The sequence below is a fragment of the Vibrio diabolicus genome (genome assembly GCF_011801455.1).
Lineage (GTDB): Bacteria > Pseudomonadota > Gammaproteobacteria > Enterobacterales > Vibrionaceae > Vibrio > Vibrio diabolicus.
Map to the genome: position 1 here is coordinate 3076299 of NZ_CP042451.1, position 13297 is coordinate 3089595.

Here is a 13297-nt window from a genome sequence, read left to right on the forward strand (position 1 = left end):
CTCTTTTATGACTCGTTCACTTTGCCCAGTTAACTGACAAACATACTGGCATCAATAGGCTTGATATCGATCATCTGCTTCGGCTCATTATCTAAGCTCGGCATCAACCCCATCAAACGCTCTGTGTATGGGTGCTGTGGGTTATCAAACAACTCAAAAATTTCTGCTTTTTCGACAATACGCCCACCATACATCACGGCAACATCATCACACACTTCTGCCACAACCCCGAGGTCGTGAGTAATGAAGATCATCGCCATGCCTGTTTCTTCCTGAAGCTCATTCATCAGTTCAAGGATAGACGCCTGAACCGTAACATCCAACGCCGTAGTCGGTTCATCACAAATCAGAATGTCCGGCTTACAGGCCAACGCCATCGCGATCATGACACGCTGGCGCATACCGCCAGATAGGTTATGGGGATACTCATTCAATCGCTTCTCTGGCATTGGGATTTTGACTTTTGCCAGCATCTCAATCGAGAAAGCCTCCCGCTCCTTTTTGTCGAGCTCTGGTCGATGGAGTTCAAGCACTTCACATATTTGACGACCAATAGTGTGTACTGGATTGAGCGCCGTCATCGGATCTTGGAAGATGATCGAAATGCGATCGCCACGCATGGCGTACATCTCTTCCGCAGGCAAATCAACTAGGTTGGTGCCGCGATAATTCACTTCACCTTTGATGATGTTGCCATATGGCTTAGGCAGTAGCCCCATGATCGACATTGAGGTTACGCTCTTCCCACTGCCTGACTCTCCCACCAGACCGAGTGTACGTCCAGCTCTCACATCAAAGTTCACACCATGCAGCACCTTCACTGGTCCATCATCGGTGGTGAATTCAACCTCGAGATCTTTAACACTTAGGATTACATCGTTTTCCATAACCAATCCTTACAGCTTATAAGTGTCATCTACGACGACGACAGGTTCAAAAGCTTTGCCTGATTTCATCGCTTGTTTGGTTTCTTTCTTGATATCGCTATCAATCCAGTAAGTGCCATCCCCTATGATGCCACCACTGAACAACGCCTCTGTCATGCGATTCATTGGCTTATCAGGAAACTTTAGCCAGCGCCAGTGACCGTAGCGGACATAAGGAATCATGTAGCCTGTTACGATAACGTGCGCATCAATGATGTCACGCTGAATCTCATGACCTAGCTGGATCTTTTTATCCATATCCATGCTAAAACGATACTCGATGATCTTTTCATCCAGCTCTGGCGTGCTGTAGTTTGTGAAAGAGTTAGTTTGCGGCTTGTTCGCATTGACTGAATGGAAGTACTCCCAATACGTTGGGATCTCGGACGTACCCATATCTAAGAAAGCCAAATCGTGCTTTTTCTCACGGACGTATTTGAACATGGATGAGCCATCAACCAACTTGAGCTCAATATCCAACCCTGCTAGCTTGGCTTGCTCACGCAAAAAAGCAATACGAGGAGTATGAACAGGTGTTCCGTAGGTCAGCTCGAAGCTTAAACGCTCACCTTTATCATTGACACGAATACCATCGGAACCAATTTTGTTAAAGCCTGCGGCTTCGAATGCCTCGGCCGCTTTTGCGGGGTCAAATTTCGGTGCTTTCGCGTCTGGTAGGGTGTATTTACCATGGCCATAACCCGTCGGGTTTGGCTTACGGGAGTAGTCACCACGCATGATGTTCTCAATCATGCCATCAAAATCAATTGCGTAAGTAATGCCCTTGCGAACGTTTAAATCATCCAGTAAAGGCATCGCGGTGTTCATCCATACGCCGCCCGCACCGACTGGAAATTGGTTGTAACCCCAGAACTTTTGAATGTAGCCTTTTTGGTACGGTTCTGTGTTCGATTTATCGTGCCATAGACTTGGCAGAACCAGACCAAATGCATCCAACTTACCCTTTTCAAAATGCTTCATCGCAATATCGCTATCGCGGATCACCGTGATGCGAATCTTGTCGACATTGTAGCGATTTTGGTAGTACTTATTGCTGTAACCCCACCAATCTTCGCCAACATGTTTGAAAGTCACACTTCTACCTTTTTTGATATCATCTAGGTAGTACGCACTGGTCGTTGGTTCACTCTTAAAGTTGTAGTAACGGACAAAGTTGTCGTGAATACCATCACCATTTTCATCCTTTGAAGGGTTGGCATAAAAGTGTGCGGGACGTGGGCGTAAAGCCCCCATTCTTAGCAACAATTCTTCCGGATTGAACTCTTTCGCGGCCTTAACAGCAAACGTATAAGCGTCGTACTTAATAACATCCGCAATGGTTTTGTTGTAATAATCGTTGTACCAAGGTTCTAGGATATCCTTAGAACGATAAAACTTAAGCATGAATACAAAATCGTCGGCAGTCACAGGCTTGCCGTCCGACCATTTGGCTTCTGGATTGAGTTTGAAATAAACGGTTTTATTGTCGCCAGCTAACGCCCACTCATTAGCAAGTTCAGGGATGAACTCTAAAGTGTCTGGGTGGCGAACCACCAATCCAGGGGTTTCATCCAAGATAAAGGAACGCAACCCCGCATTGGCGTCTGGGCCAACACTACGTAACGTCTGTGGAAAACTTGACATGAAGGTGCGATAGGTCCCTCCACGTTTCGCTTCAGGCGAACCATATTGAGGCTCATCCCAGTTTGTTTGCCAGTTTAAGTCCGTCGGAAGCGTTGCTGACATTGCACCAAAACTCAGGGCGCTCAGCGTGGACGCTAAAAATAATTTCTTCATAAAACTTCCCTTTTTTATGTTTTGCTCACAATGCTCGCTTAAACATAGCGTGTGAATTTTTTCGGGTCGAAGGCTGCTCGAATGGCTTCACCAATAAAGGTCACCATTACCAACACGAGTACAATTGACGTCACCACTGAGGCAACAATCCATGGCGAGTCTAGGTTAGATTTACCTTGTTGTAGCAGCTCACCCCAACTTGGCGTTGGTGGCATAAGACCTAAACCTAGATAATCCAAAGCGGTCAGCGCAGTGATGTTTGCTGCAATAGTGAACGGCGCCAATGTCACGATCATCACCATCGTATTCGGTAGGATGTGATTAAACAAAATACGTCCCGTCGATGCCCCTAAAGCACGTGCCGCCATTACGTATTCTCGTGCCGCTTCTTTATAAGTCATGGTCCGCATGTACCATGTCATACCCATCCAGGTGAAAAGCACGTTAATAGCGACAAAGAGAGCGAACGTCGGTTGAACGATTGAGACAAGAATCATAATGACGTACAAAAACGGTACCATTGACCAGATTTCGATAAGTCGCTGTACAAACAAGTCAAATTTACCGCCCCAAAAACCCATAGCACAACCAACTGCGGTGCCGATCGCGTAGGAAATTGCCATGGTGAGCAACGCAAATCCCATTGCCGTTCTGAATCCGTAGACAAGTCGTGCCAAAATATCGCGACCTATAACATCTGTACCTAAATAATGCTTGTTTTCGGCACTAGGCGCTGTTGGCGGGAAATCACCACTAAAATCCTGTTCATATGGGTTCCATGGCACAAGCGGCAAAATAACAAAGTTGTCGCTCCCTTCGGCCTCAAACGCTTTTTGCAGTACGCGATAATCCGCTTCGCTGGATGACTCTTGGCCAAATTCACTGCCTAAACGGACATCACTGACAACAGGAAAATAGTAGCTACCATCGTACTTGACGACTAGCGCTTTACTATTAATCAGAAGTTCAGCAAAGAGCGACAAGATCAACATGATTGAGAGAATGACAAACGACCAATAGCCTCGTTTGATCTCTTTAAAGTGGCGAATTTTCTTTTGAGTTAATGGACTAACTTTAATCATGTTACGCTCCAAACTTCACACGAGGGTCGACTAAAGCAACACAAATATCTGAAATAATGTTACCAATGAGCAGCAACAGCGCATTAATGGCGACAATACCCATAACAACAGGGTAGTCACGCTCCATGATTGATTCGTAACCCAATAAGCCAATGCCATCAATATTGAAGATAACTTCAATCAGGAAGGCACCAGTCATGAAGAACAACAAAGAGTTACCAAAGTGACTCGCGATTGGGATTAAGCTGTTACGCAACGCGTGCTTACGAACCGCCTTTTTGAAAGGTAAGCCCTTCGCGATAGCTGTACGGATATAGTCTGAAGAAAGGTTTTCCATCAGGTTGTTTTTCATCGTCATTGTCAGTGTTGCAAAGTCGCCAATGAGGTAACAGATTAAAGGCAACACCGCGTGCCACATGATGTCCTTGGCGCGTTCAAAGAAAGTTTCGTAATCGTCGAAGTCATCGCCGACAAAGCCTCCCATCGGAAACCATTCCAAGTGATAACTAAATAGCGTGATGAGCAATACACCCACCACATAGCCAGGCAATGCATAGCCCACAAAGATGAGTATTGAAGAAGCGGAATCAAACACAGAGCCGTGCTTGAGCGCCTTGTAATAACCAAGAGGGATCGAGATAAAATAACTGATAAAAAAGGTCATGCCGCCATAAAATAACGACACAGGTAAACGCTCTGCAATCATGTCAGAGACAGGCTCGTAGTAACGTGTTGACTCACCAAGGTCTAGCACGACCAAGCGACTTAGCCACTCCACATACGCTTCTGTCACTGGCTTATCCAGACCGTAAAACGCATTTAGCTCAGCGATTTGATCATCAGAAAGGGCGGTATTGCCACCAGCAGACGTCATTGATGCGGCACCATCCCCTTGAGACTGCATTTGTGACAACATGCGTTCAACAGGTCCGCCCGGCACGAAACGAGTGATAGCAAAGATAAGAATAGTTATCCCGAGAAACGTTGGTATCACCAACGCCAAACGGCGTAAAAAGTACGACAGCATATACAACTTGCTCCTTGTCTACTGTCCAATTCAGGCGGAGTGAAAGAGGAAGTTCCCCGCCTAAAGTGGTGCATATTTATCTCGTAGTAACTAAAACTGTTGAAACACACTCCCTGCGTTTCAAGAACCAGGCTTTTCTACTACTGCAATAATTTCAGCGTCATATTTATCTTGAATCCACATCAGCTTCAAGTGTTTGAAACCAAAACATGACAAACTTCCTCCGAAGTCGAAAAACAGAAATGTTTTTGTAAAAAATTATAAAAAACCACAAAAATAATTCACACAGAATATCAATCTAGGCTGTTTAGAGCCAAAACCCTACATAAAAATGCAAATATATGGAATAAATAGACATATCCACCACATGTATATTTGACCTAAAAATACGAGTGAGCCCTTTTACAGCAATGGGTATCATATTTTGATACCACCCTATAAGTTCGAGTCACCAAAGTATGGATTCGATATAAAACTCATCTCAGAACAATTCACTGGAAAAATATCTTTTTTCAGATTCAATTACCCACTAAAAAACCATAGGCAAGATAAGTCATTAAAGTTTATAAGAAACACAAAATACGGTGTTTTATTGAAATTTGATGTCGCCTTGGTAAGGCTATTTAGTTTTTTATTCCGCGTTTTAAATCAACCCTGGTTATTTACATCTTTTTTACATTTAAGCATCCCCGTTTACCACTGGTTTGACTTCCTTTTTTCATCTCGGTTATACATTGGCCGAACGTTAACGAAATATTAACGTCACAATTGGCCGCTATGCGGCCAGACATAGGAAATAATAATAATCGGAGCAACAAGGATGTATAAAAACACAACCGCTTTATCTGTTGCGATAAGCCTTGCGTTGGGGACAGCAGCAGTCGTAGCCCCAGCAACAGCACTGGCAGAAGAGCAACAAGTTGAAAAACTTCAAAAGATGAAAGTTACTGGTTCGCGTATCTCCACGACGGATATGGAAGGTCCTTCACCAGTTACTGTTATTAATAGTAAAGATATTGAATCTAAAGGTTTTAACAGCGCGCAAGACGTGTTGAACAGTTTGACTCAAAACACCGGTGGTGTAATGGCTCAAACGAACTCTTTCTCATTCACACCTGCAGCACAGTCAGTCAACTTACGTGGTCTTGGCGCTTCACGCACATTGATTCTTATCGATGGTCGTCGCCTTCCTCAATACCCACTGGCTCAAGATGGCACATCTAACTTCCAAGACATTGGTCAAATCCCTGTTGCCGCTATCGAGCGTGTTGAAGTAATGACTGATTCAGGTTCCGCTATCTACGGCTCCGACGCGATCGGCGGTGTCGTAAACTTCATTTTAAAGAAAGACTTTGATGGCGTTTCTGTAAAAGTACGTGCGGGTGACGCAACAGATGGTGGCTACCAAAATGGCCGTTTAGACGTTGTTGCAGGTAAAGATTTTGACGATAAACGTATTCTCTTCGTTGGCCAATTTGCGGGCAACGAAATGCTTAAACAATCTGACCGAGATGATTGGGCTGGCGATGACGGTTCAAGCCGTTCTCAACTAAGTGGTTACTCTAGCTACGGTGCAAACTTTGAAGGCGCAAACGGAACACTTCTAACACCCGCTGATGCTGGTTCTTCATGTAAAGAAGTCGTTGGTGATGCCGCTATTGAACGAGCGGATGGCAAGTGTGGTGTTAACCGCTCTGCATACCGAACGTTGAAACCAGAGAACAAACAAGTAGACCTGCTTTTACGCGGTGAAATGGACATTAACGACAATGTTACTGCCATGGCAGAAGCCCGTTTTGGCTACAAATCTACAGAATCTGAATTCGAACCTAACCCTTACAGTGTCGAAGTTGATGCCACTCACTTCCGCGGCGAAGGTGAATACACTCGCCGTATGGTCGAATTTGGCCCACGCGAAAGTAACACTGAAGCCGATTCTTTTGGCTTAACCTTAGGCTTGAACGGCCTGCTTGCTGATACGTATGATTGGGACCTATCAGCTGGTTACTCAGAGCAAAGCGTTGAAACAAGCAACCCAGCAATCTACCTAACTCTTGATCAAGCCGTACAAAATGGCGATGTCGATCTTCTAGGGCCTATCTCTCAAGACGTTGTAAACAAATACAGCGGCACATCAAGCAAAGAAGCCTACTCAAAGCTTTACTCTGTTAACGGCTCACTGGCCGGTGATTTGGTTGAACTGCCTGCTGGTATGTCTGGCGTTGCTGTTTATGGTGAATGGAACCGTACTGACTACAATGAAACGATTGATGCGACAACAGCAGCTGGTGGTTTCTCTGGTCTAGGCGGAACATCAGGTGGCGGTGACCGTGATCAGATTGGTCTTGGTGTCGAAGCCCTAATTCCTATCATTGAAGATTTGGAAATGAGAGTCGCTGGTCGTTATGACCACTACTTCGACGACTCGGCAACAGGCGGAGCCTTCACTCCTAAAGTAGCACTAGCATACCGTCCTACTGACACTCTATTGCTTCGTGGTAGCTACGGTCTAGGTTTCCGAGCTCCTGACTTGAAACGACTATTTGGCGATCAAACTCGAGGCTTTGGTTCTGGTTTTGACCCTGTGCTTTGTGCCAACGCTGGTGGTAGCGGCCCACAAGATAAAGATAAGTACCCAGAGTGTGATACTCAATACTTCGATACGCTTAACGGCCCTAACTCTGAGCTGAAAGAAGAAACAAGTACAAACATTAACTTGGGTCTAGCGTGGGAACCTGTGGATGACCTTGGCGTAACCGTTGACTGGTACCACATCAAGATGGAAGACGTCGTAACAGCACCAACTTACCAAGACGTAATTAACGATCCAGGTAAATACCCAGGCACAGAAGTAGTTCGTAATACAGACGGTACAATCAAGTCCGTATCTTACGGCCCAGTCAACCAGTCATATGAAGAGCGCTCTGGTGTTGACCTTGCTGTGAAATATGCTTACGACACTAATGAGTTCGGTTCATTCAATACGCGCGTAGCTGTAACTAAGATCTTGATTGCTGAATATCAAGAAAACGACAGTGAGCCAGTAACGGATGAAAGAGATTTCATGCCTGAATACACCGCAACGTTAAACCTTGGCTGGGCATACGAAGATGTCGCTATCAACCTATTTGGTAAATACCGTGACCGTATGTGTTCAAGCTATGCGAACCGTTACTACTTTGATGACTGTGACTCTGCTAAGAAAGCTGGTTACAAAGCAGAAATCGCGAGCATGACAACATGGAACCTAACGGCTTCTTACCAATTCAACGAGAGTGGTCGTGTAACTCTTGGTGCTATCAACATGTTTGACAAGGTACCGCCTGCCGATCCTCTAAATGATACCTCTCCATTCTATGCAACTGGATATGACGATCCAATCGGCCGTCAGCTTTACATCGAGGCATCATACGACTTCTAAAAAATATTTGGCGCGGGTTTTCCGCGCCCTTTTCGACTGACTAAAACACTGACAAGGATGCAACCATGAAATTCAAGGAATTTGGTCTCAGTGCCATAGCTGCAGCATTGCTTACTATCAGTAGTAGCTCTGTAGCGGCCAACTCTGGTGCTGTCGTTTCCACACAAGCAAAAGCAAATCAATCTTCAGAAGCTTCGCAACAAAAAATCGACAACTATGCCGAAAGCACTGAAGGCATGTTGGCAGAATACAAAGGCTTACTTCGTCAAATCGACAGTATGAAAGTCTACAACGAGCAAATTAACCGTATGGTTCAATCGCAGCAAGGCGAGTTGGACTCATTAAATAACCAAATTGCTCAAATCGATCAAACGGCAACAGAAGTGGTGCCACTTACATTAAAAATGATCGATGCACTCGACGAATTTGTGACTCTCGATCTGCCTTTCCAGAAAAAAGAGCGTAATAAACGTGTCCAAGAACTGCGTCGTCTCATGGATCGCGCCGACGTAACAACTTCAGAAAAATTCCGTAAAGTGATGGAAGCGTACCAAATTGAAGAAGGCTTCTCTCGCTCAATCGAATCTTACAAAGCTAGCCTAGACCGAAATGGTGAAACCGTGACTTACGATTTCCTACGTATTGGTCGCACAGCACTTCTATTCCAATCTCCAGACGGTGGTGAGACAGGTATGTGGAACCAACAAACACGTCAATGGGAAACATTACCGGAAAGCTACCGCATCGCGGTACAGCAAGGCCTTCGTATCGCGAAGAAGCAAGCGCCACCAGCGCTAATCAAACTGCCTGTATTTGCTGGGGAGGAATAAGAGATGAAAGGATTCAAAACGCTAGCCGCTGGCCTACTAGCGAGCTTATTTATGGTTTCTGGCGTACAAGCAGAAGCGCCTAAAAACTTATCTGAACTACTTAAAAACGTAAAATCAGAAAGCATCGTTGAGTCGAAAGAGAACAAAGCCCGTGAAGCTGAGTTCAAGAACAATCGCGATAAGCAAGCGGCATTATTGCAACAAGCTCGCGAAGAGTTAGCTGCGCAGCAAGCACTGGGCGATCAACTTAAAGCAACATTTGATGAAAACGATAAACAGCTAACTGAACTAACAGAAACCCTACGTGTTCGCTCTGGTACTTTGGGCGAAATGTTTGGTGTGGTCCGCCAGTATGCGGGAGAGTTTAAGGGCTTATTTGCAGCCTCTCAAAACGCTGTTCAGTTCCCAGAGCGTGACGCTCTACTAACGAAACTGGCTGAAAGTAAAGAACTGCCGTCAACACAAGAGCTAGAAGCTTTCTGGCATACCATTCTTCAACAAGTGGTTGCTTCTGGCGAAACTGCAACAACCCAAGCAACGGTTGTTTATGGCGAAGGTAAAGAAGCGGTTCGCGATGTCACTCTCGTCGGTGAGTTTAACGCGATTGCCGATGGTAAGTACGTCACTTATGTACCTCAAACAGGTAAGTTCGAAGAACTCTCTCGACAGCCTCGCACCAACATTACACGTCATGTTGCAGGCTTTGAATCAGCGTCAAACAGCTATGAGCCACTGTTTATTGACCCATCCCGTGGTGTCATTTTGTCTCTACTTGTGCAAAGTCCTACCGTTCAAGAACGTATTGATCAAGGTGGCATTGTAGGTTACGTCATCCTTGGTATGGGTGCAGTTGGCGCTATCATTGCTCTAATTTGCTTCCTACGCCTTCAAGTGATTGGCGGCAAAATGCGTAAGCAAGCAAAATCAGAAACCGTGATTCCTGGCAACCCATTGGGTGAAGTTATCCAAGCTTACCAAGAGCACAAAGGTGACAACCTTGAAGATCTGGAAGCGAAGCTGGACGAAATCATTCTACGTAACGCTCCAAGCATTGAACGCTTCATCAGTTCAATCAAGCTATTTGCTTCTGTAGCTCCTCTACTTGGTCTACTGGGTACGGTAATGGGTATGATCGGCACATTCCAAGCCATCACTCTGTTCGGTACCGGCGACCCTAAACTGATGGCTGGCGGTATTTCTGAAGCTCTTGTTACCACTATGCTAGGTCTGGTTGTCGCAATTCCATTGCTGTTCCTTTACACCATCGTACACAGCAAAGGTCGTCGTTTGGTTCAAACTCTTGAAGAACAGAGTGCAGGCTTCATCGCTCGCTATCAGGAAAAACTGCATAAAGCCGAAAGCTAAGGAGGCGTTATGTGGTGGTTAGTTGGAGAACTTGAATCAATTAGGCGCTTCTTGGGAATGGGTGGCGATGTACTCGTCGCCATCTTCATCCTCAGCTTTATGCTGTGGGCAGTATTGTTAGAACGTTGGTTCTATTTTGCTGCCGTCGCTCCAAAAGCCATGAAAAAAGCCGTTGGCTCATGGCAAGGGCGCTCAGAGCATCAAAGTTGGAACGCTAAGATGATCCGACAAGAAATCGTTTCTCGTCAGGACATTGAGAATAAAAAGGGACTACCAATCGTGAAAGTATTGATTGCACTTTGTCCCCTACTGGGTCTACTCGGCACCGTTGTCGGCATGATCCAAGTATTCGACATCTTAGCGGTAACAGGAACAGGAAGCCCTCGAGCAATGGCCTCGGGGATCTCAAAGGCAACAATCCCAACTTTAGCCGGGATGGTGGCTTCTCTATCAGGACTGTTCTTTAGTTCACGTCTTGATCATTTAGCCAAAGTCACAACGCAAAAGCTGGAAGATAAGCTAAAGCATATTGCCTGAGTAAATGGAATTAGAGGTATAGGTCATGAAAAGACGCTATAGCAGTGATAGCAGTGATGAAACCGCTATCGATATGACACCGATGCTCGACATCGTATTTATCATGTTGATCTTCTTTATCGTAACAACATCGTTCGTAAAAGAAGCAGGTCTAGAAGTAAACCGTCCGACGGCAAGCTCAGCGCAAACCGTTAAGAAAGGTAACATCATGGTCGCAGTTGGTGCAGCGGGTGATGTTTGGGTTGATAAACGCCGCATCGAAGTGGACGCGGTTCGCGCGAATATTGAACGTCTTCGTGCAGAAAGTCCTGATGGCGCAGTTGTTATCCAAGCCGACACTGAAGCAAATGCTGGCGTAGTCGTGAAGGTTATGGACCAGATCAAAATGGCAGGTGTAGAAAGCATCTCCATTGCCGCAACCAATAAGGATTAAGCTTATGCGGTATCTGGCCTCAATTGCACTGGCGCTCATTGTCTCCCTCGGGTTGTTCTGGGGGATGGACAAGCTAGTAAACAAAGAGCGCCACGAGTTAGTGTCGAATGATGACCTGCGTATGGTCGAGTTTATTCGCATTAAACCAGAAGAAAAAATACAGGAGAAAAAACGCGAACTTCCAAAACCACCACCACCTAAGCGTCCGCCGCCGCCGCCAGAAATGAAAGTGACAGCGACAGTAAAACCGGTGATGGAGCAGACCCCAATGGATATGCCAAAACTTGACCTACCCGTAAATGTTACAGGTGGCTCGGTGCTTGGACATTATAGCCAGGGTGGAGGTGCACAATTAGCGGGTAGCGGAGGTCCGACCCCTCTTGCAACATTCCAGCCTCAAATGCCTAGAAAGGCTGCGAAAGCAGGAATTGAAAAAGGGGTTGTCTTACTAGAGTTTACTGTAAATGCACGTGGTGCCGTAGAGGACATCAAAGTTCTTAAAGAGCAACCACGACGCTTAGGCCTCGGTCGAGCGGCAAGAAAAACAGTCTCTAAATGGACATTTAAACCAAAATTGGTTGACGGGAAACCTGTTAGCTCGCGCCTATCGCAAGAAATAGAGTTCTCAACCAATTAAGGAGTCACGATGAAAAGTTTATGGAAAAGCAAAGTGGCTTCTTTAATTCTCTTCGCAGGAGTGGCATTTGCCGCTCCTACGATGGCAAAAGAAGCTCCTCAGTTATCAGATCGGACATTTCGAACCGTCAACAAAGTGCAAGAGTTGATCGCAACTGAAAAATATTCAGCAGCGAAAGAAAAACTAGCAAGCGCTTTAGAAAGCACAAGTTCGAAAAAATACGACCGAGCAGTTTTACTTCAGCAAACGGGCTTTTTGTATTCGCTACAAGACAATTATGTGCAAGCCGCGAAATACTTTGCCGAAGCATTAAAGCTCGATGCGCTTCCCGTTCCAGTCGCTCAACAAGTTCGCTACAGCTTAGCTCAGCTTTACCTAGCTGAAGAGAAGTACACGTTGTCTGTAAAAACGATGAAGGAATGGTTCAAGGTAGCAGAAACAACCAAAGAAAAACCTCAAGCTCATGCTTATATCACGTTAGCAAGCGCTTATGTCCAGTTGGAAGATTACAGAAATGCAATCCCACCAACCAAAAAAGCAATTGCGATGAGCAAGAGCCCAAGTGAGTCTTGGTACTTAATTCTCGTTGCCTCTCACTACGAGTTAGGCCAGCTGAAAAGCGTTGCCAGTGTGCTTAAAACCCTTACTTCAAAGTACCCTCAGAAAAAGCGTTACTGGATGCAACTTTCTGGCGTTTATATGGAGTTGGGTCAAGAGCAAAACTCTTTAGCAACCTTAGAAATGGTTTACAAAATGGGGAAACTGGAAGGAGAGAAAGAGTACTTACGTTTTGTAAACTTCTTAGCTTACCAAGGTATTCCATATAAAGCGGCCAAAACTCTTGAGAAGGAGATGGCATCTGGAAACATTGAAAAGACGAAGGAAAACTATGATCGCTTGGCCAGCTTCTGGCAGCAAGCTAAAGAGCTAGATAAATCGATTCTCGCTTATAAAAAGTCATATAACATCGCTCCTTCTGCTAAAACGCAAATTCAGATTGCTCGCTTAATGGTACAAGACAAGCAGTATTCTGAAGCGACTCGCTTTGTAGAAAACGCAGCATCGAATGCCTCTAAAGAGCAAAAGGCAGAACTTGAATACATTCGCGGAATGGCCTATTTCGAGCTTAAGCAGCCACAAAAGGCCTTACAGGCAATGAAAGGCGCGGCTCAATCGCCAAAATTTAGGTCTACCGTTAGCCCTTGGATAAATTTCCTAGAATCCCAAGGATAATTTGAAGAT

At 45.4% G+C, this 13297-nt stretch carries 11 protein-coding genes; 7 read left to right on the top strand and 4 right to left on the bottom strand.

Features of this window, described 5'->3' with window-relative positions; genetic code table 11:
* Positions 1–29 precede the first annotated feature (29 nt).
* Genes FR741_RS14550 through FR741_RS14565 form a run of 4 tightly spaced genes read right to left on the bottom strand, consistent with a single transcriptional unit; the run spans position 30 to position 4832 of the window.
* Positions 30–887 (bottom strand): ABC transporter ATP-binding protein, encoded by an 858-nt coding sequence (locus tag FR741_RS14550; RefSeq protein ID WP_167427023.1) that lies wholly within the window; start codon positions 885–887, stop codon positions 30–32.
* Between the two features lie 9 nt (positions 888–896).
* Complete coding sequence (locus tag FR741_RS14555; protein ID WP_114323047.1) at positions 897–2723, bottom strand: extracellular solute-binding protein; 1827 nt, start codon at positions 2721–2723, stop codon at positions 897–899.
* 38 nt (positions 2724–2761) lie between these two features.
* On the bottom strand, positions 2762–3805 hold the full coding sequence (locus tag FR741_RS14560; RefSeq protein ID WP_005394934.1) for an ABC transporter permease: 1044 nt from the start codon (positions 3803–3805) through the stop codon (positions 2762–2764).
* A gap of 1 nt (position 3806) precedes the next feature.
* Positions 3807–4832, bottom strand: coding sequence for an ABC transporter permease subunit (locus FR741_RS14565; RefSeq protein ID WP_005394935.1), 1026 nt, complete (start codon positions 4830–4832; stop codon positions 3807–3809).
* An 820-nt stretch (positions 4833–5652) separates the two neighbouring features.
* Between FR741_RS14565 and FR741_RS14570 the strand changes: the two genes are divergently transcribed.
* From FR741_RS14570 to FR741_RS14600, 7 genes are all read left to right on the top strand, one after another.
* On the top strand, positions 5653–8253 hold the full coding sequence (locus FR741_RS14570) for a TonB-dependent receptor plug domain-containing protein (RefSeq protein WP_006741813.1): 2601 nt from the start codon (positions 5653–5655) through the stop codon (positions 8251–8253).
* A gap of 65 nt (positions 8254–8318) precedes the next feature.
* The gene (locus tag FR741_RS14575) at positions 8319–9083 is read left to right on the top strand and encodes a DUF3450 domain-containing protein (RefSeq protein ID WP_104971145.1); all 765 of its coding nucleotides are present in this window, start codon (positions 8319–8321) and stop codon (positions 9081–9083) included.
* 3 nt (positions 9084–9086) lie between these two features.
* Positions 9087–10448, top strand: coding sequence for a MotA/TolQ/ExbB proton channel family protein (locus tag FR741_RS14580; RefSeq protein WP_005394940.1), 1362 nt, complete (start codon positions 9087–9089; stop codon positions 10446–10448).
* A gap of 9 nt (positions 10449–10457) precedes the next feature.
* On the top strand, positions 10458–10985 hold the full coding sequence (locus FR741_RS14585) for a MotA/TolQ/ExbB proton channel family protein (protein ID WP_005379363.1): 528 nt from the start codon (positions 10458–10460) through the stop codon (positions 10983–10985).
* A gap of 25 nt (positions 10986–11010) precedes the next feature.
* Entirely contained in the window at positions 11011–11418 is a 408-nt protein-coding gene (locus tag FR741_RS14590) for an ExbD/TolR family protein (protein WP_005379359.1), read from the top strand.
* Between the two features lie 4 nt (positions 11419–11422).
* Positions 11423–12055 (top strand): energy transducer TonB, encoded by a 633-nt coding sequence (locus FR741_RS14595; protein ID WP_006741809.1) that lies wholly within the window; start codon positions 11423–11425, stop codon positions 12053–12055.
* A 9-nt stretch (positions 12056–12064) separates the two neighbouring features.
* Complete coding sequence (locus tag FR741_RS14600; protein ID WP_047009404.1) at positions 12065–13288, top strand: tetratricopeptide repeat protein; 1224 nt, start codon at positions 12065–12067, stop codon at positions 13286–13288.
* The last annotated feature ends 9 nt before the right edge of the window (positions 13289–13297 follow it).